The following is a 26,801-nucleotide window of genomic DNA, read 5'->3' as shown; positions in this document are numbered from 1 at the left end:
CGATCAACCTTGCGCCATCGTGAAAGGGGGTCCCTTTTGCGCGCCGATAGGGGGTCCCGTTTGCACGCCGATTGACACTGAATCATCGTGTCGTGCAATTCGCGGGCGATGCGTTCCCGCTCGCTGGTCCTGGCGATCATCCGGCTCCGGATGCGCGATGCAACCTGCCGCAATCGCAGCTCGTAAACGCCATACAGGAGGCCCGCCGTCGCCAGAGCGGCGGCGACCCGGAACCACCAAGTCTGGTGAAATGCATGGGCTATGCTGAACAATGCGACGACTGGCACATTGCTCCAGACACCGTCTTCGTTCGCGGCGAGCAGCTCGAAGCGATAGGTGCCGGGAGAGAGACCATCAAACGCAACGGAGCGCGAAGCGGTTTCGAACCAGGGCGCTTCAGGCCCACCCAGCCGGTATCGGAAGCGGACGCGCTCGGGCACGGAGAGGCTTGTGGCGGTGTAATCGATTTCCACATGCGTGGTGCCCGCTGGCAGTTCTGCCCCGCTCGGGGACGTCACGCCGGGACCGGTACGTATGCCGCGCACGATCACATCGGGCGGGCGGTCATTGAGGCCGATCATCTTGGGATCGATGGTTAAGACGTTGCCACGCGTGGCAAACCAGATCCGACCGTCGCCACCGGCGACAATCTGGGGGCCGGACGATTTCTGGACGAAGCTCGAAAGGCCATCGCGAAAGTTGAACACGCGATAGGGAATGTGGACGTCGGGATGCGCTAGGGCACGGCGCAATTCGGAAGTGCGCAGACGGACCAGTCCCAGATCGCCGATCCCCCATGTATCGCCGCTCGCGGTCTGAACCCAGCCATTGAGCGCTCCAGCCCACGGGTAGCGATCGACAGGCAATGCTTGCCGGTTTCGGGCGAACGGCGGATAAAGTCCGGAACTCCTGCTGGTCAGCAGCTGGTCGTCCAGCGGCAGCAGGCCCTCGATGCCTTCACTGGCCTCGGGACCATCGGCAATCGCGACGAACGGCAAGTTGGCGGCCTGCGGTGCCCGTCCGCGAAAATGAACAGCGACGCGGCCGTCGGTAAGAGCGATCACATTGCCCGGCAGGAAAGCTGCGCCAGCGGTGCCCGTGAAGAGCTGTGCGCGGTTTTGCTCGACCATCCACAGTCCATTCTGAAGGGCGGGCAACCACAAGCGGCCGGCCTTGTCCTCGGCGCAGGAATTGGCAGCGAAGGTACCTGGCAACGGAACACGCACGGTCACCTTCGCGTCTTGCAGCAGGAATGCTTTGTCCCTGTCGATCAGCCACACACCGCCATCCCGCGCGGCGCAGATCGCCTCGATCACTCGCGCGGGTTGGGCAAGGCTTTGGGGCTTAGTCTGTGGACGAACCCACAGCAGCGCGTGGTCATCGGCGATGTAAACCACCCCATCCCGGTCGACGGCCAGCATGTGGTTTGTTGCGGGGTCGGATGGCAAACCCGCAACCGGGGCAATGGGCACCCGGCGGAGCATGTTCAGACCCCTCTCTCCGCCGATCCAGATGTTGCCTTCCCTGTCTTCGAACAGGGCGCGCACCGGGTTCGCCAGCAAGCCATTCCCGGTGTCCAGTCGCTGCAATGTGACGGGCTGACCGGGCTCGAGATGGTCGACACGGAAGGCGCCGTCGCTCCAGGTTGCCCCCCAGAAAGCGCCGTGCCGGTCAAACAGGGTGCGGATGGCAAATGGAGTGCGAAAGCCAGGCTGTCCGCGCAGGAGCGTTGGACCTCTGGCGATCGGACGGGTCTGGTCTCTTTCGGAAAGCCAGATCGTGCCGTCTGCGGCCTGTGCCATTGTGGCGCGGGCAACGGTTGCGATGCCCGTGCTCTCGAAACGGGGTGCGCCTGGCCGCAGGCGATAGACACCGCGCTCCGTGGTCAGCCAGAGTGACCCGTCCTGCGCAAAGAGCGGGCTCCACACCGGCTCGAGCGGCAGGCCAGACGAGGTGTCGACCTCGGTCCACCGGCCATTGGCAAAGCGAGCCAGAGAGCGCTCCGGCCTCCCGCCGCGCGTGACCCAGATGGCACCATCAGGACCCTGTGCGATGTCGTTCACCTCGCGCGACGGGTTGGGCATTCGGGCATGTTCAAGCCGCCCCTTGCGCCAGAGCAGCAGGCCCTTCTTCCGGGCAAGGCCGATCCAGAGCGTGCCGTCGCGTGCCACGAGCAGCCTCGCCACTACCATGCTGCCCGGGTGTGAAGGGGAGGGGGCGATGTGCTCGAAAGTCAGTCCGTCAAAACGCACCAGGCCGTCGACGCCGCCGATCCACAGAAAGCCATCGGGCGTCTGGGCAAATGCGTTAATCCGGCTCGGCGCACCTTCCTCGATCGACCAGTGCCTTACATTCAGGCCGGAAAGTTCCTCTTGCCGACCTGTGCCGGGCGGCGCTGCGGGGGAGGCTGTGCCTATGGTCGCAGCCGCGAGTGCAACGGCGATCAGCCGCGCCATCACTGCGCGTTTGCGCTCAAAGTTCAATGATGCCCCGCTTGGCTGCGGTCGTCACGGCGTGGGTGCGGTCGTTGACGCGAAGCTTGGCAAAGATGCTCTTGATGTTGGACTTGATCGTCTCCTCCGCCACGCCGAGCTTCCAGGCCACCTGCTTGTTCGAGTGACCGCCGGCGATCATCTGGAGCACTTCAACCTCGCGCGTGGACAGCGATTCCTCGATGGCGTGGAGCGCGATATCCTGCGCGACGTCGGGGTGAAGGTGGCGCTGGCCGCGATGGACGGCGCGAATCGCATCTAGCAGTTCACGGCGCAGGCTGGACTTGAGCAGGAAGCCGCATGCACCTGCGCGCATCGCTTCGAGCGCCTTGGCGTCACCCGAATAGGTGGTGAGCACGATGACGCGAGCCTCGGGATGTACCGTCCTGATTTTTTCGATCGCCTCGACACCGGTCATCTCGGGCATGCGCAGATCCATCAGGACGACATCTGGGCGGAGCGCTTCGTAGAGCTCGACAGCTTGGACGCCGGTTGCGGCCTCTCCCGCGACTTCCATGTCCTTTTGGAGGGAGATGATCGCACTGACCCCTTCTCGCAGGATGGGGTGATCGTCCGCGACGAGAATGCGGATCACGTCAGCGTTCCCCGCCGGCATTGCAATGTCGTCCTCGATCGATGCTGCCCGCTGCCTGTCCAGGCCGGGCAACTGCTTGCCACGCCGCGGAGAATACCACGAAACGGTGGGGGCTTACAGCCACTCGAAAGCGGGCCCGAGGTTCCCCCGACCGGGTGTATCGTGAAGGTCCGATTCGGATCATCCTTTTGCCACAGCAAGGGGAGATGACATGGCCCACGACGCGACGCATCCGCGCATCGCACTGGAACGGCGCGACTTTCTGGCCGCGGGATCTTTCGCGGCCGCGCTGGCCGCCATGCCTTCGCGGGCCCTTTCCAAGAATACCCCCGCTTCAGGAGAACGCAGGATGGCTACGATCACAACCAAGGACGGCACCCAGATCTTTTACAAGGACTGGGGGCCGAAGGACTCGCCGGCCATCATGTTCCATCATGGCTGGCCGCTGACGGCGGACGACTGGGACAACCAGATGATGTTCTTCCTCCAGGCCGGCTACCGCGTGATCGCGCACGATAGGCGCGGACATGGGCGATCGACGCAGACCGATACTGGCAACGAGATGGACACCTATGCCGCCGATGTTGGGGCGCTGACCGATCACCTTGACCTGCGCGGTGCGGTGCACGTGGGCCACTCGACCGGCGGTGGCGAGGTAGCGCATTACGCTGCCCGTGCCCGTCCGGGCAGAGTCGCCAAGGCCGTGCTGATTGGTGCGGTCCCGCCGATCATGCTGAAGACCCCCGCAAACCCCGGCGGCTTGCCGATCGAAGTGTTCGACGGCTTCCGTGCCGCGCTGGTTGCCAACCGCGCCCAGTTCTTCCTCGATGTGCCGACCGGGCCGTTCTTCGGTTTCAACCGTCCCGGCGCGAAAGTCAGCCAGGGCCTGATCCAGAACTGGTGGCGGCAAGGCATGATGGGCGGCGCCAAGGCGCACTATGATTGCATCAAGGCCTTCTCGGAAACCGACTTCACCGAGGACCTGAAGAAGATCGACGTCCCCGTGCTGATCATGCACGGTGAGGACGACCAGATCGTGCCGATCGCGGATTCCGCGCATCTTGCGATCAAGCTGGTGAAGAAGGGCACGCTCAAGACTTATCCGGGCCTGCCGCACGGGATGGCTTCGACCCACCCGGACGTTATCAACGCCGACCTGCTCGCCTTCATCAAGGCCTGATGCGATGAGCTACACCAGCCGCATCGACCTTTCGGACCACGTGCGCAAGCAGGCCTGCGGATTGCTGCAGGCCCGCCTGTCCGACGCTCTCGACCTTGAGGCACAGGCCAAGCAGGCGCACTGGAACGTCAAGGGCCCGCACTTCCTGCAGCTTCACCAGTTGTTCGACGCCGTCCACGACGAGATCGAGCAGTTCGTCGATCTCCTCGCCGAACGCATCACCGCGCTGGGCCATGTTGCCGACGGGCGGGTGACGACCACCGCTTCGGCAACCTCCCTCTACGGTTATCCGCTCGAAGCCACGGGCGGCGAGGCGCACCTCAAGGCGCTTTCGGCCAGCCTGAGCGCGTTCGGCAAAGCCGTGCGCGAGGCGATCGATCAGGCGGGCGTGATCGGCGATGCCGATACCGCGGACCTGTTCACCCAGGTCTCGCGCGAGACCGACAAGCAGCTCTGGTTCCTCGAAGCGCATCTGCAGGCCCACTGACCCCTCACTCCCAAGGAGCAAACCCATGTCTTTCCGATCCCAGAAGCTGATCAATGCAGACGACACGCTGTTCATCTTCATCGACCACCAGCCACAGATGGCGTTCGGCGTCACCAGCATCGACCGGCAAATGCTCAAGAACAACACCGTGGCGCTGGCCAAGGCCGCCAAGCTGTTCAACGTGCCGATCATCCTGACCGCGGTCGAGACCGAATCCTTCTCCGGTTACATCTGGCCCGAATTGCTCGACGTGGTGCAGCAGAAGCCGATCGAGCGCACTTCGATGAATTCGTGGGATTCCGATGAGCTCGTCGCGCAGGTCAAGGCCAGCGGGAAGAGGAAGCTCGTTCTCGCCGCACTGTGGACCGAGGCCTGCCTGCTCTACCCGACGCTCTCCGCAATTGAGGAAGGGTTCGAGATCTACTTCGTCACCGATGCCTCGGGCGGCACCTCGCTCGAAGTGCGGATCACCTTCCGCGACACATGCAAATCCCGCGCGATCGCCTTGATCGCCTTGCCGCCGGCATACTCGCGCCGAATCCGAACCACTGTCTCCAAAATCAACATCCCGATCTCGCCGCCTGAAAATCCAGCCGGCTGCTTAAACCATCGAAATGAGGGGTCCCTTTTAGACGCCGATCACCCCGCTAACGGGGTCCTTTTTGCACGCCGATCCACAAACAGGCCACGCGAAGTGGCTTTGATGTCAGTTCGAGGCGTGTCGAAATAAAGCTTCCAAGTGATCCTGCGGCAGAGAACCCAAGGTCCGGGGAAGTCATGCAATCGCCGCTTGGAGGCAAGTCAGCCTGCATTCCCATCGCGATTCAAATCATCCTCGGCGATGATCGGGAGAGTGACGTTGGCGTGTGTTATCACCTTGAGCTTTCAGCACGAAATGGAAGTCCTGTTTCAGTTGCCAATTTAAAAGGCAGATGCCAGCCAGACGCATTGGCTAACTGAACAGATGGCAGCTTCGGTGGGTCAGCATGGCAACGCCATCGGCAGCTTTGTTAGCAGAACCAGGCATTCCTCAGGCGCCGAACGGCTGAAGCCTCAACGGGCAATGAATTCATTTCTGCGTGGGTATCACAGAGGCACATCGGAACAGCATGAGCAGTTGGATTACAAGCACACCGTACGCAGTGGCACTGCTAGGAATAGTTATTTGTTTGTAGCGATTTACGGCCAATTTCGACCCTGGTGTCAAAGTGATTTGAAAGCAAAGTGCACTTTGAATTCGCAAGACTGAATTCGATAAACGATTGATATAAATATGAATCTTTGATCAATTTGGTCACGATCTGCAATCTGCAAACTGGAAAGCTTCTTGCGGACAAATCCTTTGCCAATCCTTCGCTAGTTAAGTCCTGTTTGATGAGTCGGATCGGGTCGTGTCATGCGCTGATTGGAAACAGTACACCCCCCAATCGGCCATCATGTCGCGGCGCTTGTCGAGGTAGTTGGTGCGACGGTAGGCTGCCTCGACCTTGTTGGCGACAGTGTGCGCGAGGGCCGCTTCCGCGACCTCACCGGGGTAGCTGGTCTGTTCCGCGGCCCAGTCGCGAAAGGCCGAGCGGAACCCGTGAACCGTGTATGGCAATTCCGCGTAGCGCAGGATCTTGAGCAGGGTCATGTCGGACAGCGGACGGCGCACATCGCGTCCCGGGAAGAGCAGATTACTGCACGGGACGTCGAATTGCCTGGCGCGCTCCAAAACGTCGATCGCGGCATCGGAAAGGGGAACGACATGTTCCTTCCCCACCTTCATTCGGGAGGCTGGAATGGTCCACAACTTGGTCTCCAGATCGATCTCATTCCACTTAGCACCGCGAACTTCGCCTGACCGCGCAGCTGTCAGGATCAGGAACTCCAGTGCCAATCGTGGTGCGCTCAGTCGGGCATGCAAGTGGGCTAGAAATGTCGGCACCGCATCATAAGGCATGGCCGCCAAGTGACCGTCCTTCTTCTTGGGCTGCCTCGGCAACACCCGGTTGACCGAACGCATCGGCGCTTCGGTGGGGCGCATGCCATTGGCATAGGCCCAATCCAGCACCACCCCTATCCGCTGCTTGACCCGCCGGGCGGTCTCCGGCTTCGTCAACCAGATCGGTAGCAGCACCTCGCGGATCATCGGGCCTTCGATGTCGGTGACCAGGCGATTGCTCAGCAGCGGGAAGGCATAGTTCTCCAGCGTGGTGATCCACTGGTCCTGGTGCTTGCCGTTCTTCCAGCTTGCCTTCTGCTCGGCATGGACGCGCAGCGCGGCGGCCTTGAAGTTCAGGATCTCCAGCCTGCGCCGCTTGCGCTCCGCCACCGGATCGATCCCGCGCTGGATATCGCGGCGCAGTTCGAAGGCCGCATCGCGCGCTTCCTTCAGGGACACCATCGCCAGTGAACCCAAGCCAATGTCACGTCGCCTGCCGTTCACAGTAGCGCGGAGCTGCCAGTTGCCTTTGTTCTGTCTTGTCAGTTCCAGGAACAGACCCTCGCCATCGTTGTAACGCCCGGGTTCCTTGAGGTTTCGAATCTGCAGTGTCGTGAGCCGGCCCATGACCATCCATCCTGTTCCGCCCCCACAATCACCCCCACACTCCAGCGCGGATTTGAGGAGATCATTGAGAACAATATAAGAACAAAGAAAGCGTGATCAAGGCCGAAAATCCGCTGAATTCTGCGTCTTTCCGGGATCAATCGGGCTTTCCTGGGATGATATAGATGGCGGAGACGGAGGGATTCGAACCCTCGGTACCGGATTTACCAGTACGACGGTTTAGCAAACCGTTGGTTTCAGCCACTCACCCACGTCTCCGGATCGCAGCGGCGAGCGGGCGCTATAGCGAGGGGTTTGGGAGGGGGCAAGCGGTCTGGTGCGGCATTTTTGCGTCTATCCGGGTCGGCGTGGAGGGCGTGGCAACTGCGGACCGTCGCAAATTGGACTCGGCTCATCGCCGGTTCATTGCCGCGCCGCGAAAGGTCGATTCTGCTTGGGGATCATGAGGACCTGGCGCTGCGGGGGCCGCGCCGAAGCTGGACGGGAATCGCCATGACCATCACTCGCCGCGCCGTTGCCCTGGTAACCGCATTGTCCTTCGCCCTGTCCGGCGTTTCCGCCGGACCGGCGCTGGCGCAGGTCGAAAGCGTCGATCCCAATGCGGCCTACACTGCCCCGCCGGCAGCCACGCCTGTCGGGTCCGAAGCGCAGGTTGCGGCGCCCGTCAACGCCGATCCGGCTGCACAGCCTGCGATTGATGCCGCTGGCGGGCCCGCCAGCCCGGCCGCCGAGGCTTCGACCGCATCCGCGGAAGGCGGAACCTACAAGGAAGACGACCTGATTGGTGCGGCCGAGGGCGTTTTCGGCAAGGGCGCGCAGGGCCTGGCGATGATGATCAAGGACCTGCTCAAGAAACAGGGCGAGCCCAACGGCTACATCGTCGGCCGCGAGGGCGGCGGGGCATTCGTGTTCGGCGTGCGCTATGGTTCGGGCACGCTGTTCCACAAGGTCGAGGGGCAGAAGCCGGTGTACTGGACGGGCCCGTCGCTCGGCCTCGACGTCGGCGCGAACGCGGGCAACACCTTCGTCCTCGTCTACAACCTCTATGACACCGAGGACCTCTACAAGCGCTTCGGCGCCGCGGAAGGGCAGGCCTATCTGCTCGGCGGGTTCAACGCGAGCTACCTGCGCAAGGGCGATGTCGTGCTGATCCCGATCCGGGTTGGCGCAGGACTACGGCTTGGGGTGAACGCCGGCTACATGAAGTTCTCCCACAAGCAGAAGTGGCTTCCCTTCTGAACGCGTAGTTCGATCCCTCACACCCTGGGCCTTCGGGCCCATGCTGCCGCCTTCCTCAGGAATGGCGGCAGATTGCGTTAAGTCAAAGACTCCGCTCGAAATGACTCCGTAGAAATACGGTAGCAATTGACGCCAAGAACAGGGTCGTTGCCCTCGGCAACACGTGGAGGCGTGAATTGTCTTCCTTGGTCTGGAAAGTGGAGGACATTCAAAATGAGGATCGTAAAGGCCGCGAAGCGCGGGGGCGCTTCTGCGAGCGGGCAAGTCGTGCGCCGCGCCGCGCTCACGGGAATGCTGCTGGCGACGGTCGCCGCGGCTCCGTCATTCGCGCAGTCAATCAACAACCCAGGATTTGAGACCGGCGATACGACCGGCTGGACCACCAATGGCGGGTATTGGGGATCGGGCGCCTATCCTCCCAATCCGTCGGAATACAGCGGCCCGGCCAACCTCGCGACGATCATGACTGCGGGATCGACCGATCCCTATACGGGCACGCCTACCGTCTTTGCCGGCAACTACGCGCTGCGGCTGAACGATGCGAGCGGCGGTAACGATATCACCGCGCTCCAGCAGACGGTGACGAACTACAGCGGCAACAAGATCTATTATGCGTGGAACGCGGTCCTCGAGCCGTCGCACGGGGCCACCGACAGCCCGTCGTTCCTGATCAAGGTGGTCGATCTCACCACCAACAGCATCGTCACCAACATAGGCTACAGCGCGTTCACGGCGCAGAACACGACGATTTTCCGGTCGGCGGCGCAGTTCGTAACCACCGACTGGAAGGTCGAAGACATCGACGTGACCTCGGGCCACGATTACCAGCTGCTGTTCCTGGCGGTGGACTGCCTTTACGGCGGGCACGCCGGGTACGTCTATGTCGACGGCTTCGGCAACGCGATCCCGCTCAACAATCCTGACGTCACCTTCGATCCGGCGACCGGCCTGACCAAGGGCGCGCTCATCCTGATCCCGATCGGCGGAAATCCGGATATCGACCTCAACGGACCTTACACGGTGAGCCAGCTGCTCGCCGGGTCGGTCAATCCCAACTTCGTCGGCGGGGTCTTGCAAGGCGACGGAAGCGGTCCGGTCAATGTCGCGCTCAGCGTGCAAAGCCAAGGTGGCACGATCGATACCAACGGCTCGGATCTCGAAATCAGCAGCGACGTAACCGGAACCGCCGGCGGCAGCCTGACCAAGACGGGCCTCGGCAAGCTCACGCTTTCGTCCATGACCACGCTGGATGCCGACTTCATCGTCGACAACGGCGTCCTGGACCTGCCAGGTACGCTTTCGGCGATGAACGTGCGCGTGAACGGTGCCGGTACGCTGCAGGGGACCGGCAATGTCGTCGCCAATCTCATCGTCGGAAGCGGCGGGCGGCTCGCGCCCGGCAGCGGCGTTGGTACGCTCGACGTCGTCGGCGGCAATGTCTCGCTCGGGAGCGGTTCGACATTCGCGCTGGACATCGACGGGCGGGCTTACTCGAACGCCGGAGGTTCGGGCACGTATGACCGTCTGGTCGTGACCGCCGGCGGCTTCGCGGCGGGCGGGACAATTGCACCGCAATTGCGCGGGATCGCCGCGCCGGCGACGAACACGTTTACACCGGTCCTTGGCGACACCTTCACGGTCGTCACGGCGGACAGCGTCACCGGCCAGTTCGCCAGCGTGGCACAGCCGACCGGGCTCGCCGCGAACACCCGGTTCGACGTGTTCTACAACCCGAAGAACGTCCAGCTCGTGGTCACACCGGCCAGCCTCCGGGCGCTCGGCCTGGGGAATGGCTGGAAGCTCAATGGCGTGGCTGCTGCGACCGGGCTCGACGCGGTACGGCCAGCCGCGGGAACGCGCGCAGGGGCGCTGCAGTCGCTGTTCAACCAGCTCTATGGCTTCAACGCCGCCGGCTACCAGAACGCGCTCCAGCAGCTTTCGGGCGAGAACCACGTCTTCGCCGAACAGGCCGCGCTGGCCGAAGCGCGGTCGAGCGTGGATAGCGCGCTCGATGCCGCCGCCACCTATGCATCGCCCTGCGATACGGCGGATAGGACCGGCGACAAGAAGGAGCGGGCTTGCACCGACCAGCGCAACCACCCGGCGCTTTGGACGCGGCTCTTCCACGAAGAGGCCAGCTATGGCGACGATGCGACCGCGGAAGGGTTCGAGACCACGCGACACGGCTTCATTGCCGGTCTTCATGCCCTCAACTCGGAAACGACCCGCATCGGCTTTGGCGGACGCTATTCGGAATCGACGCTGAAGAGCGCAATTGGGTACCGCAGCGAGCTCAAAGGCTACTCGCTGTTCGGCTACGCCTCGCACGCGCTCGGGCCGGTCACGCTCAGCGCTTATGGCGGGTACAGCCACGACGACGTCGATGCCAGGCGTTCAACCGATCTGACCACCGGGCGGTCGCTTTCGACCGCGAGCTACGGCATTTCCAGCACCGACCTCGCGCTTGAGGCGCGGACTTCACTTCCGGTCGGCAAGAACGCCGTGCTCAAGCCGGTGGTCGGGGTATCGTATTCGCACGTCACCGCCGACGCGGTAAACGAGGTGAACGCCGATCCGAACCTGGCGCTCAAGCTGCCGAAGGAAACCTGGGATACCACTCAGGGCAAGCTCGGAGCGGATCTCGAGGTCGGCATCGGTGCGGTCAAAGCCGATGTCACGGCCAACTGGCTGCACACGCTGTCGGGCTATCCGACTGCGCGGCGCGGGGTGTCTCTGGGCGCGGCGAGCTGGCAGGCGTCGAGCGTCGGGATCAAGGACGATGCCTTCGAGTTCGGCGCAGGGTTGACCGCGACGGTGGCGCCGGGCGTGAAAGCGCGGCTTGAGTATCGCGGCGTCCGCGACACCGGCAACTACAAGGTGGATCGCGGGACGATCGGACTGGCGGTCGCGTTCTAGACCGTATCCTCGGGTCGCAAACCGGGGCGGGGGACGGGCGGGACGGTGCCCGCCCCCCGAAACGCATGGACGTCATTAAAATTACGCGAAGCGGCCTTGCCGCTGGTGCCAGCCGGGCCTAAGGCGCGCCGCGCTTGCCAATCGTTTCTCCCCGGACCCGAACCATGCTCGAAAACCTCGCCCAGCAGCCCGCCGACGCGCTTCTTGCGCTGATCAAGCTCCACAACGCCGATCCGCGCGCCGACAAGATCGACCTCGGCGTGGGTGTCTATCGCACCGGACAGGGCGACACCCCGGTGTTCGGCGCGATCAAGGCGGCCGAGCAGAAGCTCCTCGCGGAGCAGGATTCGAAGGCCTACCTCGGCCCCGAGGGCGACATGGCGTTCGTCCATGCGCTGATGCCCTATGTCTTCGGTGATGGCTTCAAGGACCGCCATATCGAAGGGATGCAGGCCCCTGGTGGCACTGGAGGCGTGCGCCTCGCGATCGAACTGGCCAAGCGTTCGGGGATCAAGCGGGTGTGGATGGGCACGCCGAGCTGGCCGAACCACGCGCAGATCGTCGCTGCTGTGGGCCTCGAGCTCAAGACCTTTGGTCACGTGACGACCGATGGCACGGCCGACCTTGACGCGCTGAAGGCTGCGCTGGCCGAGGCTGATGCCGCGACCGACGCGGTGCTGCTCCACGGATGCTGCCACAACCCCACCGGCGTCGATTACACCAACCCGCAGTGGGACGAGATCGCCGCACTGGTCGCGGACAAGGGCATCCTGCCGATCCTCGACCTGGCCTACCAGGGCCTTGGCGACGGCATGGAAGCCGACGCCTATGGCCTGCGCAAGGTGCTGGCCGCAGTGCCCGAGGCGCTGATCGCCTATTCCTGCGACAAGAACTTCGGGATGTACCGCGACCGCGTCGGCGCGCTTTATGCGATGACCCGGACGGAGGACGACCTCGCCCGAGCGATGTCGAACGGCGCCGCGATCGCCCGCGCTTCGTGGTCCATGCCGCCCGACCACGGCGCCGCTGCGGTGCGCCTGATCCTTGCCGACGAAACACTGACCGCGCAGTGGCTCGACGAGCTCGACACGATGCGCGCGCGCATGCGCCAGGTGCGCGAGAAGCTGGCTTCCGCCGGCAAGGTCGGCTCACTCGACCTCGCCGCCGTGGGCAAGCAGAACGGGCTGTTCTCGGTGCTGGCGCTCAGCGGCGAGCAGATTCTGGCCCTGCGCGAGAAGCACGGGATCTACATGGCCGGGTCGGGCCGGATCAATGTCGCCGGACTGACCACGGCCAACATCGACCAGTTCATCGCTGCGTTGGCGGATGTCGCGGGCACGTCGCTTTAATCCTTGAAACTTGGATGAGTCCCCGCGCAGGCGGGGACTCAGTGCTCTCGCGAAATGTGTGAGAAGCACGCTCTGCGCTCCCGCCTGCGCGGGGACGCCAAGTGTTTCGAGGTGGGGTGTACTTCGGTACGGAGGAGGCTCAGCCCTTCCGCAGGCTCTCCATGCGCTGGAGATAACGGGCCAGAACGTCGATTTCGAGGTTCACCTTGTCGCCCGGCGCGCGGTTGCCGATTGTCGTGACCTCGGCGGTGTGCGGGATGATGTTGAGCGTGAAGTGGACGGTGCCGTCGCTCTGGTCGGCGACCTCGTTCACGGTCAGCGAGATGCCGTCGACGGTGATCGAACCCTTCGCCGCGATAAAGGGGGCCAGTTCGGGTGGAGCGGCGATGCCCACACGGCGCGAATCGCCTTCGGGGCAGATGCCGACGATCTCGCCCACCGCATCGACGTGGCCGGTGACGATGTGTCCGCCGAGTTCGTCGCCGAGCTTGAGTGCCGGTTCGAGGTTGATCGCCGCGCCCTGTGTCCACTGGGCCGGGGCGGTGCGCGAGACGGTCTCGCCCGAAACGTCGACGGTGAACCATGCGTCGCCCGCCGCGCCGCCGCGATCGACGACCGTCAGGCAGACGCCCGAGCAGGCGATCGACGCGCCGATCGCGATCTTTTCGGGGTCCATCGCGCATGCGACCGTGACGCGCAGGTCGCCGCGGTTCTCGATCCTGGCAATGCGGCCGACTTCGCTGACGATCCCGGTAAACATGGCTGCCTCAATCCTCCGTGCGGATGCGCTCGTAGACGTCGAGCGTGTCGCTGCCAAGGCGTCGGCGGTCGGTCAGCGCCCAGCGCCCGTGCGCCGCGTCGAGCGAGCCGAGGCCGATGTCGCCGATGCATGGCCGGCCTTCGCCGATGACGATGGGGGCGCGGTAGAGCAGGAGCCGATCGACCCGGTCGGCGGCGAGGAATGCGGCGGCCGCGCCGGCGCCGCCTTCGACGAGCAGGTACTGCGCGTCACCGAATGCGCCGGGCCGGGCCACATCGCCGACCGCGGTCCACCCCTCGGGCGCGATGTCCCGGGTCAGCACGAATCGCCGGGGACTGCGCGGCTCGAGACCGGGCAGGCGCACGTCGAGGCGCGGTGCGTCGGTCCGGAGAGTTTCTCCGCCGACGAGGATCGCGTCGGAGCGGGCACGTTCGAGGTGGCCGTGGGCGCGTGCTTCAGGCCCGGTGATCCAGCGGCTGGTTCCGTCGGGCAGTGCAATCCGCCCGTCGAGCGATGTGGCGAGCTTGAGCGTCGTGTAGGGCCGCTGGTGGCGGCTGCGGAGAAGGTAGCCGGCCAGCGACGCCGTGGCGGCTGGCGAGACGACGAGATCGGCGGTGATCCCCGCGGCCCGGATCGCGGCGATGCCGCTGCCCGACGTGCGCGGATCGGGATCCTCGCAACCGATCACCACCCGCGACAGGCCGGAGGACAGCACCAGCAACGTGCAGGACGGCCCGCGCTCGCTCGCATGCGCGCAGGGTTCCAAGGTGACGTAAAGCGTCGCGCCTTGCGCGAGTTCGCCCGCCTGGGCCAGCGCCACCGCTTCGGCATGGGGCCTGCCGCCGGCCTGCGTCCAGCCGCGGCCAACGACACGGCCATCGCGCACCACGACTGCGCCGACCGCCGGATTGGGCGCGCTCAGCGGGCGACCGCGGCCCGCCAGCGACGCCGCGGCAGCCAGCCAGTCGGTGTCACTGCGGCTTGACGACATGGTCCCTGAGGATCGCCTCGCGCTCTTGCTGGAGGCGGCGCTTCTCGGCTTCGATCTCGGCCGTGCCTTCCTGGTAAGCCTTGTCGGTATCGACCCCGGTGGCGTCGCCGACGGCCTTGTACATCTTGCGGATGCGTTCGCGACTGGCCTCTTCCTCGGCCTCCTGGCGCTTGGCCTCGTCGGTGGCGAGCTTGTTGGCGGCGATGATTTCCGCATCGGTCCGGCCGGGCAGCAGGTTCGGGAAATAGATGACTTCGGGCGGGCGCGGCGGTCCGCGGTCACCCTGCTGGAAGATCACGAGGAAGATCGACCCGGTCACCGCCGCCGACAGCGCGATGAAGCGCCAGCGGTGCGGCTGTGGACGGATGAACTGCTCGCGCAGGTCCTTCACCGCCCGCCGGGGGGAGACGTTTTTCCAGAAGCTCATGCGCGCGAGATAGGACCTGCCGGCCGGGAAAGCCAGTGCCGCTCAGCCGAACAGGCGATAGAGCCCGCGCCCATGCGCCTTGAGCCAGCGGTTCGCCTCCTCGACCTGGCCTTCGTAGATCGAATCCAGCGCGGCGTGGAAGGCCGGACTGTGATCGAAGTGCTCAAGATGCGCGACCTCGTGCGCGACGACCGAGCGGCGGACGAAGTCGGGGGCCATGACCAGCCGCCAGTTCATCCGGATCACCCCGCTCGACGAACAGCTGCCCCATCTCCGCTGGGCGCGCGAGAGAGCAAGGCGCGGCGGCGGCTGGCCCGCTCGGTCGCAATAGAACGCGAGGTCGTCCTGCATCAGCCGCAGCGCTTCCTTCTCCAGCCAGCGCTGGAGCCGGGGTGCGAGGCCCTCGTGCGGGCCGCCTACAACCACGGCGCCGTCGTCCAGCGCCGGCCGGCGGGGGGCCGCCTCGAACCAGTCGATGCGCAACTGCTCGCCGCGGTACGGCAAGCGTCCCCCGGGTTCGATAACGACCGGGTCTGGCCGCGCCGCGAGCCTGCGCGCCAGCCAGGGCGCGCGCTCCCGCGCGAACGCCTCGGCGTCGCCGACCCGGCCCCACGAGGGGATCGAGATTCGCACCTCGGACCCGTCCGGCGAGAGCCGCAGCGTCATCTGCCGGGCCTGGCGCAGGCGGCGGATGACCAGCGGCATTTCGGCGTCGCCGACGCGCACGGTGCGGCGCGCGGGCTGGGCCGGGGCCTTCGGCGTCCGCCGCAGCCAGTCGATCACGGCCAGTCGTCCGGGACGATGTGGTCCTCCAGCGGCCCCGCGAGGACTTCGCTCACCGCGCGGCCCGCGACCGAGATGCCGGCGCGGTGAACCGCCTCGCGGTCACCGCAGACGAGATAGTGCCAGTCGGGCAGCGGCTTGCCGTCCCCGCGCAGCTTATAGGCGCAGGTTGCCGGCAGCCACTCGATCTCCGCGGCCAGCTTCGGGGTCAGCCGCAGGCAATCGGGCACCATTGCCCGGCGGTGGCGATAGTCGGAGCAGCGCGCGGTGCGCAGGTCGAGCAGGCGGCAGGCGACGTTTGTGCGGACGATCTCGCCGGTGTCCTCGTCCTCCAGCTTGTGAAGGCAGCACTGGCCGCAGCCGTCGCACAGCGCTTCCCACTGCTCGCGGTCGAGCGTCTCGATCGGGCGCTCCCAGAAGCGTTCTACTTCACCCATCTGGCCAATTCCGCGGCGACTGCCTGCGGGCTCTGTTCGGCGGGCAGGAGGGCGATCGGCTCACCATCGGGGCCCATGAGATAGGCGGCACGGCTGTGGTCCATCAGGTAGGCGCCGGGCGAGGTGCCGTCGCGCTTCTGGGCATAGACCGCGAACAGCTTTTCCGCGGCGGCGACCTGTTCGGGCGTCCCGGTCAGGCCGATAAGGCCGGGGCCGAAGTTGGCGGTGTATTCGCCGATCACTTTGGGCGTGTCGCGCACCGGATCGACCGTGATGAACAGCGGCTGGACCTTCTTCGCGGCGTCGCCGTGGTCCTTCGCGAACAGCTTCAGCCCCTGCATGATCTTCTGCAGGTCGAGCGGGCAGACGTCCGGGCAGAAGGTGTAGCCGAAATAGACGATCCGGTACTGGCCGGCGAACTGGCTGAACTTCACCGGCTTGCCGGTCTTGTCGACGAGGCTGAACTCACCGCCCAGCTTCGCCCCCTGGAGCGGCGGCGGCTCGCTCGGCTGGGAGCCGCACGCGGAGAGGAGCGAGAGGGCGAAGGCGGCGCCGAAAAGGCGGAATGCGGGATGGGCCATGGCGCGGCGGTTCATGCTCTGCTAACCGGGCGACTGCAAGGGCTTGGCTCGGAAACGGGGCAGTCCAACAGGAGGAAATGAGGTGAACGGTCTGATCAAGGGCTGGCGGGTCGCGGCGCTAGCGCTCGCGCTGTCGGGCGGGTTACTGGTCGCCGGACCGGCAGCGGCGCAGTTTTCCGACGGCTACAAGTTCCTCGAGGCGGTGAAGAAGGTCGACAGCGATGGCCAGAAGGTCATCGACATGATGTCGGATCCGTCGATCAACGTGAACACCCGCGACGTGACGAGCGGCGAGACCGCGCTCCACATCCTCGTCCGCAAGCGCAACAACATCTGGATCCAGTACCTGACCCAGAACCGCGCCAACCCCAACATTGCTGACGTCCACGGGGTGACCCCGCTGATGCTCGCCGCCAACATGGGCTTCGTCGAGGGCGTGCAGTCGCTGATCGCGGCGGGCGGGAAGGTCGATACCCCGAACGACACCGGCGAAACGCCGCTGATCTCCGCGGTCCACCGCAAGGACGTCGCGATGATCCGCGTCCTGCTCAAGGCCGGGGCCAATCCCGACCGTGCCGACAACTCGGGCCGCTCGGCCCGCGACTATGCCCAGTTCGAAGGTCGCTCCAGCCCGGTCCTGACCGAGATCGAGAACGCCTCCAAGGCCAAGGCCGCGACCGCAGGCAAGGTCTTCGGACCGAGCATCCCTTAAGGAGCGTCTGCCGTGACCGATGCCTCGCTCGACGACCTGCGCCGCCGCCTCGCCCCGGCGCTGGCCGAAGCCGCGGTGTTCGACGGATGGAGCGATGCCGCTGTCGACGCCGCCGCCGACGCGAACGGGGTGGACCGGTCGGCGGCGCACTTCGCCTTTTCCGGCGGGGCGATGCAGATGATCGAGGCCTGGGCGGCCAGCGTCGATGCCGCGATGGTCGAGGGGCTTTCGCCGGAGATGCTCGCGGCGCTGCCGATCCGCGAGCGCATCCGCACGCTCGTCCAGTTCCGGCTCGATGCGATCGTCACCACGCGCGAGGCGCTGCGGCGGGCGCAAGTCGTGATGGCGCGGCCGGCCAACGTGCTCGCCGCGACCCGGCTCGGCTGGCGCAGCGCCGACTCGATGTGGCGGCTCGCCGGTGACAAGGCGACCGATTACAACCACTATACCAAGCGCATGACCCTCGGCGCGATCTATGCCGCGACGCTCGCCGTCTACGCCGAAGACCAGAGCGAGGGCTTTGCCGAGACCCGCGCGTTCCTCGACCGGCGGATCGGCGACGTGATGCGCTTCGAGAAGGCCAAGGCGCGAATCTTCAAGCCGACCGACGAACGCTTCAGCCCCACTCGGCTCCTCGGACGGCTGCGCTACCCCGCGGTCTGAAAACCGCGCCGGATTTGATCGCGGTCAAGGCGCGCCCCATTCGCAAACGCCAATCGTTCGCAAAACAGTTGGGGAAGGTGCTCTATTGCGAATGGATTGCAAAAGGCAGCGCGCTGTGGCAGCGCGGCCCGCGTGACGCTCGACCAGCTTCCCCTTGGCCAACCGGCGCGAATCACCGCGATCGACTGGGCCATGCTCGTGCCGGAAGAGGCGCAGCGCCTGCGTGCGCTAGGCATCGACGAGGGCGCGCGGGTCGGCCTCGCCTATCGCGGCGTGTTCGGCGGGTCAGATCCGCTCGCGGTCGAGGTCGGCCGCATGACTGTAGCCCTGCGCCGGATCCACGCCCGGGCAATGACCGTCGAAGCGCTGGCGGCCGAACCGGCATGAGCCGAGGCCCCACCGTCGCCGCGCTGGTCGGCAATCCCAATGCGGGCAAGAGCGCGCTGTTCAACGCGCTGACCGGCGCGCGCCAGAAAATCGCCAACTATCCCGGCGTCACCGTCGAACGGAAGGCCGGGCGCCTGCTGCTCCCCAGCGGCGAGCCGGTCGAACTGGTCGACCTCCCAGGGTCCTACGGGTTCGCCGCGACCAGCCCGGACGAAGAGGTGACCCGGCGGGTCATCATGGGCGAGCAGGAGGGCCAGGCCCGGCCCGACGTGCTGATCATCGTCCTCGATTCCTCCAATCTCGAGCAGCACCTGGTGTTCGCGCAGGAAGTGCTCGAGCTGGGCCGGCCGACGGTGGTCGCGCTCAACATGGTCGATCTCGCCGAGCGCGACGGGCTGACGCTCGACCCTGCAGCGCTGCAGGCCGCGCTCGGCGTGCCGGTCATCCCGACCGTCGCCGTGCGCCGCCGCGGGCTTCCCGAACTTGCCGCCGCGATCGCCGAGGCGCGCGACCGGGCGAACGCCGAGCATGACCAGCCCGGCCAGCACGTGACCCTGCCCGAACGGCGGATGCTGGCGCACGAGATGGCGCGGGGCGCGATTCTCTCCGAGACCCGCCGCCACCGCCTCCATGCGCGGATGGACCGGGTGCTGCTCCATCCCTGGCTCGGCTTTCCGATCCTGCTCGCGCTGCTGTTCGTGATGTTCCAGGCGGTGTTCAGCGGCGCCACCCCGTTCGCCGATGCGCTCGACGGTGCGGTCAGCGGCCTTGGCGAACTGGTCAAGGCCAACGTTCCGCCCAGCCTGCTGCGCGATCTCGTGACCGACGGCATCATCGCCGGTGTCGGCTCCGTCGTGGTGTTCCTGCCGCAGATCCTGATCCTGTTCTTCTTCATCCTGACGATGGAGGCGACCGGCTACATGGCCCGCGCCGCCTTCCTGATGGACCGGATGATGGCCGGCGTCGGCCTCTCGGGTCGCAGCTTCATCCCGCTGCTCTCGAGCTTCGCCTGCGCCATCCCCGGGATCATGGCGACGCGCAGCATCGCCGACCCCAAGGACCGCCTGACCACGATCCTGATTGCCCCGCTGATGACCTGTTCGGCGCGGCTTCCTGTCTATGCGGTAATCATCGCCGCGTTCATCCCGAACAACCGCGTCCTGCCGGGTGTCGGGCTGCAGGGGCTGGTGCTGTTCGCGCTTTACCTGGCAGGGGTCGTCGGCGCGATGGCGGTCGCGCTGGTGCTGCGCCGCTCGGTCACGAAAGGGGCGGCCAGCGGCTTCATCATGGAGCTGCCGAAGTACCAGCTGCCCACGGTCAAGGACCTCGCATTGGGGCTGTTCCAGCGGGCGTGGATCTTCCTGCGCCGCGCGGGGACGATGATCTTCACCGTCACCGTCGTGCTGTGGATCCTGCTCAACTTCCCGCGCGCCGGGGAAGGGGAGAACCAGGTCGATGCCTCGGCCGCCGGGCACATCGCGGGGGCGCTTGCCGTGGTGGTCGAACCGATCGGCTTCAACCGCGACATGGCGCTCGCGCTGGTCCCGGCGATGGCCGCCCGCGAGGTGGCGGTGAGCTCGCTGGCGACGACCTATGCGGTCAGCGCCGGCGACGACGAGGACGCCGCCGCGCAGGCGCTCGGCGACCAGCTCAAGTCGCGCTGGACCCTGCCGATGGCACTCGCGTTCCTCGCATGGTTCGTGTTCGCGCCGCAGTGCCTTTCGACGATCGCGGTGGCCCGGCGCGAAACAAATGGGTGGAAATGGCCCGGGTTCATGTTGGCCTACCTGTTCGCGCTGGCCTACATCTTCGCGGGAATCACCTACTGGTCCGCGGTTGCGCTGGGCCTTTAGGTCCAGTCAGGGATACGCGAGGAACATGGCAGGCAGCGTCAACAAGGTCATCCTGGTAGGGAACCTGGGGCAGGACCCCGAAATCAAGAGCTTCCAGAACGGCGGGCGCATCGCCAACCTGCGCATCGCCACGTCGGAAAGCTGGAAGGACCGCCAGACCGGCGAGAAGAAGGAACGGACCGAGTGGCACTCGGTCGTGCTCCAGTCCGACGGTCTCGTCGGCGTGGCCGAGCGGTTCCTGAAGAAGGGCAGCAAGGTCTACATCGAAGGCCAGCTGCGCACCCGCAAGTGGCAGGACCAGTCGGGCAACGACCGCTACACGACCGAGATCTCGGTCGGCGGCATGGGCGGCGTGCTGACCATGCTCGACGGCGCGAGCGGCGGCGGCGGTGGTAGCCGGGGCGGCGGCGGCTGGAACGAGGGTGGTTCCTCGGGCGGCGGCGCGCGTTCGGGCGGCGCTGCGGGCGGCCAGTCCGGCGGCGGCTGGAACCAGGGCGGCGGCGGCGGTGCGGCCGGCGGCTACGACGACCTCGACGACGACATTCCGTTCTGATGGATTGGGGGTAGGCCCACCCCCCGACCCCCTCCCGCAAGCGGGAGTGGGAGATTCAGCGCTACCAGTCCCCCTCCCGCATGCGGGAGGGTTAGGGGTGGGCCCGATCGACCCTCAAGTGCCCCGCGTGTCCCCGTACAGGTGGATGTGCAGCCGGTCCGTGAAGCGCCAGCTGCGGTCCATGCAGGCCTCCGACAGCCAGCGCGCGCGTTCGCGCAGCGTCACCGAATCCGTCCCTTCCGGCATCAGGTAGAGCCGCTCGCCGGGGATGGCGTAGCGCTGCTGCAAGGCGTCGACCTCGGCGAGATCGGCCGGTGACGCGATCACGAACTTGAAGAAGGCGCGGCGGTCGGCGGCGCAGGCGGCCAGCCGTTCGGGCAGCAAGGCCAGCTCGGCGGGGTTGCCCGAATGGGCGAGCTTGGGGCTGACGTTGTACTGATCGACCAGCCCGTCCAGCGCGGCGTGCGGTTCGACCGTGCCGTTGGTCTCGATCTCGACATGGAGGCCGGGCCGCGCCTCTTTCAGCGCCGCGACCAGCCGCGCCAGCGCCGCGCCTTGCAGCAGGGGCTCGCCGCCGGTGATGACCAGCCGGTCCTGCGGAAAGGCGAGGATGCGCTGCGCCACCTCGGCCTCGTCGAGCGACATCTGGTTCGCGCCGCGCTCGAACGCCAGGTCGTCGCGGTGCGGCCGGTTGTCGCCGGTGAAGCGCCAGGTGTAGGCGGTATCGCACCAGTGGCAGGCGAGGTTGCAGCGCGACAGCCGCACGAAGATCGAGGGCCGGCCGAGCGAGGGGCCTTCGCCTTGGAGCGAGGCGAAAATTTCCGGTTCGCCGGGGGTGGTGACTGCGAGGGTCAGCATGAAAGATTCTCCCCGGCACGGGGAGGGGGACCATGCGAAGCATGGTGGAGGGGCACCCGTCGTGAACCTGAACCTCGCCGAGAGCACCCGTTCACTGCGTGTGCCCCTCCACTACCCTGAGGGTCGTCCCCCTCCCCGTGCCGGGGAGGATCAGCGAGTTCCAAGCTCACCCCAGCCGCGCCAGCGCCGCGGCCAGGCGCTCCGCCTCCGCGGCGTGGTGGGCGTGGTCGGCGCGGGCCTTGTCGACTGCTTCGGGTTTGGCCTTCTCGACGAACGCAGCGTTGGACAGCCGCCCTTCGAGCGACTTCGCCTCCTTCTGCGAGGCGGCGAGCGCCTTTTCGAGGCGGGCCCTCTCGGCGGCGATGTCGATCACGCCTTCGAGCGGGATGACGATGTTGGCATCGCCCGCACCCACCTGCATCGCCGCGCATGCGGGTGCCGCCTCGAAGCGGATGGCGCTCAGGCGCGCCAGGCGTTCGATTGCCGCCGGGTTGGCTTCGATGATCGCCCGGGTCTGCGCGCTCGGGTCCGGCAGGAAGGCGTCGAGCTTCGCCCCCGGGGCAATGCCGAGTTCGTTCTTGGCGGTGCGCAGCGTCGAGACGAGGCTGATCAGCCACTCGACCTCGCGCTTCGCTGCCGCGTCCACGGCGGCCTCAGGAGCGGGCCACTGCGCCACGATCAGATCATAAGGCCGGTTCCCAAGTGCATGCCACAGCTCCTCGGTCACGAACGGCATGAACGGGTGGAGCATGACGAGGATCTGGTCGAGCACCCAGCCGGCGACAGCCTTGGTCTCGTCGTCGAAGCTGCCCTTGATCAGTTCGATGTACCAGTCGCAGAACTGGTCCCAGACGAAGTGGTAGATGGCGTTCGCAGCGGCATCGAAGCGCAGGTCGGCCATCGCCTGGTCGAGCGTGGCCACGGTATCGACGACCTCGCCGATGATCCACTTGTTGACCGCCAATGTCGCGTTAGGTGCCACCAGCGACCCGCTCGCGCCGATGCCGTTCGACTGGCAGAAACGCGCGGCATTCCAGAGCTTTGTCGCAAAATTGCGGTAGCCCTCGACCCGGCGCTCGTCCATCTTCACGTCGCGGCCCTGGCTTTCCATCGCCGCCATGAAGAAGCGCAGCGCATCGGCCCCGTACTGGTCGATCAGGCCCAGCGGGTCGACCACGTTGCCCTTGGACTTGGACATCTTCTGCCCGTCCGCGGCGCGCACCAGCCCATGGAGGTAGAGCCGCTTCCACGGGTTCTGCCCGGTCATCGCCCGGCCCATCATCATCATCCGCGCGTCCCAGAAGAACAGGATGTCGAAGCCCGAGATCAGCAGGTCGTTGGGGAAGTGCTTGGCGAGGAGGTCAGTCTGCTCCGGCCACCCCAGCGTGGCGAACGGCCAGAGCGCGGAGGAGAACCAGGTGTCGAGGACGTCCTCGTCGCGGGTCAGCGCCTTGTTGCCGGCGAGCGACTGCGCCTCTTCCTCGGTCTCGGCGACGAAGACCGAGCCGTCTTCGGCGTACCACGCCGGGATCCGGTGCCCCCACCACAACTGGCGGCTCACGCACCACGGCTGGATATTCTCCATCCAGTTGAAGAAGGTCTTTTCCCAGGTCTTCGGCACGATCTCGACCGCGCCGGAGCGGACTGCTTCCATCGGCCCGACCGCGAGCTTTTCGGCGTCGACGTACCACTGGTCGGTCAGCCACGGCTCGATGACCACGCCGCCGCGGTCGCCGAACGGGGTCGCAATCGTGCGCGGTTCGGCGTCGTGTTCGTTGCCGTCCTTGTCGACGTGCGGGACAAGGAAGCCCGCCTGTTTCATCCGCTGGACCACCAGCTTGCGGGCCTCGAACCGCTCCATGCCGATGAACTCGGCCGGCACCAGCCCGTCGGCGGTCTGGACGACGTTGGCCTCGGCATCGAACATGTTGAGCATATCCGCCGCCCTGATTGCGGCGCGCTTGCCCACCTCGAAGTCGTTGAAATCATGCCCGGGGGTGATCTTCACCGCGCCCGAACCCAGCTCCGGATCGGCGTGCTCGTCGGCCACGATCCGGAAGCGGCGGCCCGTCAGCGGCTGAAGGATCTCCTTGCCGATCACGCTCTGGTAGCGCGGATCGTCGGCGTTCACCGCCACCGCCATGTCGGCGAGCATCGTTTCGGGCCGGGTCGTCGCCACCACGATGTGGTCGGCGCCGTTATCGAGCTTCACGCCGTCCGCCAGCGGGTAACGGAAGTGCCAGAAGCCGCCCTGGACCTCGCGGGTCTCCACCTCGAGGTCGGAGATCGCGGTCTTGAGCTTGGGGTCCCAGTTCACCAGCCGCTTGTCGCGGTAGATCAGGCCCTTGTTGTAGAGGTCGACGAAGACCTTCACCACCGCGCGGGTGAAGTGCGGGTCCATCGTGAACTGCTCTCTCGACCAGTCCATCGAGCAGCCGAGCCGGCGCAGCTGGCGGGTGATGGTGCCGCCGCTTTCGTGCTTCCAGTCCCACACCTTATCGACGAATTGCTCGCGGGTGTAGTTCGTGCGCTTGTCCTGGCGGGCCTCCATCTGCCGCTCGACCACCATCTGCGTGGCGATCCCGGCGTGATCGGTGCCGACCACCCACAACGCATCCTTGCCGCGCAGCCGCTCGTACCGGATCACAATGTCCTGCAAGGTGTTGTCCAGGGCATGGCCAATATGCAGCGAGCCGGTGACGTTCGGCGGGGGGTTGACGATGGTGAAGGGCGCCGCGTCGGGCCGCTCGGGCCGGAACAGGCCGTTCGTTTCCCAGTGGTCGTACCACCGCGCCTCGATCGAGGCGGGTTCGAAAGTCTTGGCAAGCTCGCTCATGGGGCGGCGCTTTGCCAGCGCCGCGCCCGCGGAGCAAGGCTCGAGGGTGCCGGGCGCGCTTCGTCGATGTCCATGCACTTGTCGTCGCGGGCAAATTCCCGCATGAAGCGACCCTGATGCGGGCTCTGGCCGACTTCACGACCGAACCCGGGGAGGGTGACGGAAAAACCCTCGCATTCAGCGGGCCGATGACCGTGTCGTCGCTCGGCCTGCTCGACCGCCGCCTGCGCGAGCTGCCGGACAAGATTGCGATCATCGACATGCGCCACGTCGAATCCATCGACACGGTTGGCGCGTGGACCGCGTGGCGGCTGTCGCAGGACCACGGCGCGAAGATCGTCAACTGCCGCGACGAGACCGAGCGGCTGATCGAGGCGGTCGGCAAGGCCGATACCAACACCGAAGAGATCGTACCCTATCGCCCGCCGCTGGCGAAGCGCGTGCCGGAGAACGTCGGCAAGGTCGTCAGCGGGCAGGCTCGGGGGGCGCTGCAGGTGCTCGGCTTCCTCGGCCAGATGATCCTCTCGCTGGGCCACCTGATCCGCCATCCGAAGGAGATCCGCGGCAAGGCGCTGGTCCACCAGATGGAGCTGGTCGGGGTCAACGCGCTGCCGATCATCGGGCTGATGAGCTTCCTCGTCGGAATCGTCATCGCCCAGCAGGGCGCGGTCCAGCTGCGCCAGTTCGGCGCGGAGATCTATACCGTCAACCTCGTCGGCCGGCTGACCTTGCGCGAACTCGGCATCCTGATGACCGCGATCATGGTCGCGGGCCGCTCGGGATCGGCGTTCGCCGCGCAGCTCGGCACGATGAAACTGACCGAGGAGATCGACGCCATGCGCACCATCGGCGTCTCGCCGATGGAGGCGCTGATCCTCCCCCGCGTCGTCGCGACGATGCTGATGATGATCCTGCTGGGGATCTATTCGGCGGTGCTCGGGATCATCGGCGGCGCATTCCTTTCGTCGCTGACGCTGGGCATCCCGTTCTTCACCTTCCTCGCCCGGATCCAGGAAGTCGTGCCGATCCACGACGTCTGGGTCGGACTGGTCAAGGCCCCGGTGTTCGGGCTGATCGTCGCTCTCGCGGGCTGCTACCAGGGGATGCAGGTCAAATCGAACGCCGAGGAAGTCGGCTCGCGCACCACCACCGCGGTCGTCATGGCGATCTTCATGGTGATCGTGCTCGACGCGTTCTTTGCGGTGTTCTTCACCAACATAGGCTGGGGATGACCGAAACTCCCGCCACGCCTGAAACCTTGGACGAACTGCCGGAGATCCCCGAGCCGTTCGAGGGCGACTTTCCGATTCGCGTGCGCGGGCTGAAGAACGCGTTCGGCGACCACGTCATCCACGAAGGGCTCGATCTCGACGTCAAGCGCGGGGAGATCATCGGCGTGGTCGGCGGTTCGGGCACCGGCAAGTCGGTGCTGATGCGCTCGATCATCGGCCTGCAGATCCCCGAGGAAGGATCGATCGAGGTGCTCGGGCGTTCGATCACGGATGCCCGTGACGACGAAGATATCGATATCCGCTCGCAGTGGGGCGTATTGTTCCAGGGCGGCGCCTTGTTCTCGACCCTGACCGTGGCGGAAAACGTCGAGGTGCCGCTGCGCGAATTCTATCCTGAGATCAGCGACGAACTGCGGCACGAGATTGCCCGCTACAAGGTGCTCCTGTCGGGCCTTCCGGCCAACGCGACCAGCAAGTTTCCCTCCGAGCTTTCGGGCGGGATGAGGAAGCGCGCCGGCCTCGCCCGCGCGCTCGCGCTCGATCCCGAACTGCTGTTCCTCGACGAGCCGACCGCGGGGCTCGATCCGATCGGCGCAGCGGCGTTTGATCACCTGATTGCGCAGCTCCAGGAAACGCTCGGGCTGACCGTCTTCCTGATCACCCACGACCTCGACACGCTGTACGAAATCTGTGACCGGGTCGCCGTCATCGCCGACCGCAGGGTGATCGCCGTGGGCACGATCCCGGAACTGCTGGCGCTCGACCACCCGTGGATCCAGGAATATTTCAACGGACCACGCGGCCGCGCCGCAAAGGACACCGCCGACCGCCTCGATAAGCGCCGCGAAAGCGGGCGTCGGGCGACGGCGACCAGTATGGACAGGCCCGCCGGGCCAGCGGCATAAGGCGGGGAAGGGGC

24 protein-coding genes and 1 tRNA gene are annotated in these 26,801 nt (G+C 66.0%); 13 read left to right on the top strand and 12 right to left on the bottom strand.

Annotated features, from left to right (window positions below; translation table 11 throughout):
* Positions 1–2,456: ligand-binding sensor domain-containing protein (locus AC3WLD_RS13765; protein WP_492557538.1), on the bottom strand; the 2,456-nt coding region annotated here is incomplete at its 3' end.
* A 16-nt stretch (positions 2,457–2,472) separates the two neighbouring features.
* Complete coding sequence (locus AC3WLD_RS13760; RefSeq protein ID WP_492557537.1) at positions 2,473–3,087, bottom strand: response regulator; 615 nt, start codon at positions 3,085–3,087, stop codon at positions 2,473–2,475.
* Positions 3,088–3,436: 349 nt separating this feature from the next.
* Between AC3WLD_RS13760 and AC3WLD_RS13755 the strand changes: the two genes are divergently transcribed.
* The 3 genes from AC3WLD_RS13755 to AC3WLD_RS13745 are packed head-to-tail and all read left to right on the top strand — an operon-like array spanning position 3,437 to position 5,484.
* Positions 3,437–4,267: an alpha/beta fold hydrolase gene (locus AC3WLD_RS13755; RefSeq protein WP_492557536.1), complete on the top strand. Its 831-nt coding sequence runs from the start codon at positions 3,437–3,439 to the stop codon at positions 4,265–4,267.
* A gap of 4 nt (positions 4,268–4,271) precedes the next feature.
* A complete protein-coding gene (gene dps / locus AC3WLD_RS13750; RefSeq protein WP_492557535.1) occupies positions 4,272–4,754 on the top strand; it encodes a DNA starvation/stationary phase protection protein Dps in 483 nt (160 codons plus the stop codon).
* A 25-nt stretch (positions 4,755–4,779) separates the two neighbouring features.
* Positions 4,780–5,484 (top strand): isochorismatase family protein, encoded by a 705-nt coding sequence (locus tag AC3WLD_RS13745; RefSeq protein ID WP_492557534.1) that lies wholly within the window; start codon positions 4,780–4,782, stop codon positions 5,482–5,484.
* A gap of 630 nt (positions 5,485–6,114) precedes the next feature.
* Here the strand turns inward: AC3WLD_RS13745 and AC3WLD_RS13740 are convergent.
* Together AC3WLD_RS13740 and AC3WLD_RS13735 are read right to left on the bottom strand one after the other, a co-directional pair.
* Positions 6,115–7,305 (bottom strand): tyrosine-type recombinase/integrase, encoded by a 1,191-nt coding sequence (locus AC3WLD_RS13740; RefSeq protein ID WP_492557533.1) that lies wholly within the window; start codon positions 7,303–7,305, stop codon positions 6,115–6,117.
* A gap of 165 nt (positions 7,306–7,470) precedes the next feature.
* A tRNA-Ser gene (locus AC3WLD_RS13735) sits at positions 7,471–7,563 on the bottom strand.
* A gap of 234 nt (positions 7,564–7,797) precedes the next feature.
* Here AC3WLD_RS13735 and AC3WLD_RS13730 point away from each other — a divergent pair.
* The 3 genes from AC3WLD_RS13730 to AC3WLD_RS13720 all read left to right on the top strand — a co-directional run bounded on the left by AC3WLD_RS13730 (position 7,798) and on the right by AC3WLD_RS13720 (position 12,809).
* Positions 7,798–8,544: a DUF1134 domain-containing protein gene (locus tag AC3WLD_RS13730; RefSeq protein WP_492557532.1), complete on the top strand. Its 747-nt coding sequence runs from the start codon at positions 7,798–7,800 to the stop codon at positions 8,542–8,544.
* A gap of 213 nt (positions 8,545–8,757) precedes the next feature.
* Positions 8,758–11,460 (top strand): autotransporter family protein, encoded by a 2,703-nt coding sequence (locus AC3WLD_RS13725; protein WP_492557531.1) that lies wholly within the window; start codon positions 8,758–8,760, stop codon positions 11,458–11,460.
* 164 nt (positions 11,461–11,624) lie between these two features.
* Positions 11,625–12,809 carry an amino acid aminotransferase gene (locus tag AC3WLD_RS13720; RefSeq protein WP_492557530.1) on the top strand — a complete coding sequence of 395 codons (1,185 nt, stop codon included), beginning with the start codon at positions 11,625–11,627 and terminating at the stop codon, positions 12,807–12,809.
* Positions 12,810–12,948: 139 nt separating this feature from the next.
* Here AC3WLD_RS13720 and AC3WLD_RS13715 read toward each other — a convergent pair whose 3' ends face one another.
* From AC3WLD_RS13715 to AC3WLD_RS13690, 6 genes are read right to left on the bottom strand one after another with little or no spacing between them, the layout of a single operon-like run.
* Positions 12,949–13,569 (bottom strand): riboflavin synthase, encoded by a 621-nt coding sequence (locus AC3WLD_RS13715; protein ID WP_492557529.1) that lies wholly within the window; start codon positions 13,567–13,569, stop codon positions 12,949–12,951.
* Positions 13,570–13,576: 7 nt separating this feature from the next.
* The gene (ribD, locus tag AC3WLD_RS13710) at positions 13,577–14,560 is read right to left on the bottom strand and encodes a bifunctional diaminohydroxyphosphoribosylaminopyrimidine deaminase/5-amino-6-(5-phosphoribosylamino)uracil reductase RibD (RefSeq protein ID WP_492557528.1); all 984 of its coding nucleotides are present in this window, start codon (positions 14,558–14,560) and stop codon (positions 13,577–13,579) included.
* The gene (locus tag AC3WLD_RS13705) at positions 14,541–14,987 is read right to left on the bottom strand and encodes a hypothetical protein (protein ID WP_492557527.1); all 447 of its coding nucleotides are present in this window, start codon (positions 14,985–14,987) and stop codon (positions 14,541–14,543) included. Before AC3WLD_RS13705 ends, ribD begins: the two co-directional genes overlap by 20 nt.
* A 42-nt stretch (positions 14,988–15,029) precedes the next feature.
* Positions 15,030–15,770, bottom strand: coding sequence for a M48 family metallopeptidase (locus tag AC3WLD_RS13700; protein WP_492557526.1), 741 nt, complete (start codon positions 15,768–15,770; stop codon positions 15,030–15,032).
* The gene (locus AC3WLD_RS13695) at positions 15,767–16,207 is read right to left on the bottom strand and encodes a YcgN family cysteine cluster protein (protein ID WP_492557525.1); all 441 of its coding nucleotides are present in this window, start codon (positions 16,205–16,207) and stop codon (positions 15,767–15,769) included. Before AC3WLD_RS13695 ends, AC3WLD_RS13700 begins: the two co-directional genes overlap by 4 nt.
* Positions 16,195–16,803 (bottom strand): SCO family protein, encoded by a 609-nt coding sequence (locus AC3WLD_RS13690; RefSeq protein ID WP_492557524.1) that lies wholly within the window; start codon positions 16,801–16,803, stop codon positions 16,195–16,197. Before AC3WLD_RS13690 ends, AC3WLD_RS13695 begins: the two co-directional genes overlap by 13 nt.
* Before the next feature lie 67 nt (positions 16,804–16,870).
* Between AC3WLD_RS13690 and AC3WLD_RS13685 the strand changes: the two genes are divergently transcribed.
* From AC3WLD_RS13685 to ssb, 5 genes are all read left to right on the top strand, one after another.
* Positions 16,871–17,500, top strand: a complete 630-nt coding sequence (locus AC3WLD_RS13685; RefSeq protein WP_492557523.1) for an ankyrin repeat domain-containing protein — start codon at positions 16,871–16,873, stop codon at positions 17,498–17,500.
* A 12-nt stretch (positions 17,501–17,512) separates the two neighbouring features.
* The gene (locus AC3WLD_RS13680; protein ID WP_492557522.1) at positions 17,513–18,163 is read left to right on the top strand and encodes a COQ9 family protein; all 651 of its coding nucleotides are present in this window, start codon (positions 17,513–17,515) and stop codon (positions 18,161–18,163) included.
* 132 nt (positions 18,164–18,295) lie between these two features.
* Complete coding sequence (locus AC3WLD_RS13675) at positions 18,296–18,550, top strand: FeoA family protein (protein WP_492557521.1); 255 nt, start codon at positions 18,296–18,298, stop codon at positions 18,548–18,550.
* Positions 18,547–20,403, top strand: a complete 1,857-nt coding sequence (gene feoB / locus AC3WLD_RS13670) for a ferrous iron transporter B (RefSeq protein ID WP_492557520.1) — start codon at positions 18,547–18,549, stop codon at positions 20,401–20,403. Before AC3WLD_RS13675 ends, feoB begins: the two co-directional genes overlap by 4 nt.
* Positions 20,404–20,428: 25 nt before the next feature.
* Positions 20,429–20,956 carry a single-stranded DNA-binding protein gene (gene ssb / locus AC3WLD_RS13665; protein ID WP_492557519.1) on the top strand — a complete coding sequence of 176 codons (528 nt, stop codon included), beginning with the start codon at positions 20,429–20,431 and terminating at the stop codon, positions 20,954–20,956.
* A 114-nt stretch (positions 20,957–21,070) separates the two neighbouring features.
* Here the strand turns inward: ssb and AC3WLD_RS13660 are convergent, their stop codons facing one another.
* Both AC3WLD_RS13660 and AC3WLD_RS13655 read right to left on the bottom strand, forming a co-directional pair.
* On the bottom strand, positions 21,071–21,814 hold the full coding sequence (locus tag AC3WLD_RS13660; protein WP_492557518.1) for a 7-carboxy-7-deazaguanine synthase QueE: 744 nt from the start codon (positions 21,812–21,814) through the stop codon (positions 21,071–21,073).
* A 166-nt stretch (positions 21,815–21,980) separates the two neighbouring features.
* Positions 21,981–24,650: a valine--tRNA ligase gene (locus AC3WLD_RS13655; RefSeq protein ID WP_492557517.1), complete on the bottom strand. Its 2,670-nt coding sequence runs from the start codon at positions 24,648–24,650 to the stop codon at positions 21,981–21,983.
* 116 nt (positions 24,651–24,766) lie between these two features.
* On the opposite strand from AC3WLD_RS13655, the gene AC3WLD_RS13650 reads away from it, so the two are divergent.
* Together AC3WLD_RS13650 and AC3WLD_RS13645 are read left to right on the top strand one after the other, a co-directional pair.
* A complete protein-coding gene (locus tag AC3WLD_RS13650) occupies positions 24,767–25,882 on the top strand; it encodes an MlaE family ABC transporter permease (RefSeq protein WP_492557516.1) in 1,116 nt (371 codons plus the stop codon).
* A complete protein-coding gene (locus AC3WLD_RS13645) occupies positions 25,879–26,787 on the top strand; it encodes an ABC transporter ATP-binding protein (RefSeq protein WP_492557515.1) in 909 nt (302 codons plus the stop codon). Before AC3WLD_RS13650 ends, AC3WLD_RS13645 begins: the two co-directional genes overlap by 4 nt.
* Positions 26,788–26,801: the final 14 nt, after the last annotated feature.

This window comes from Novosphingobium sp. FW305-C-111, from assembly GCF_058783565.1.
Note: the sequence above shows the minus strand (reverse complement) of the source record. Positions and strands in the feature narration are given on the sequence as shown.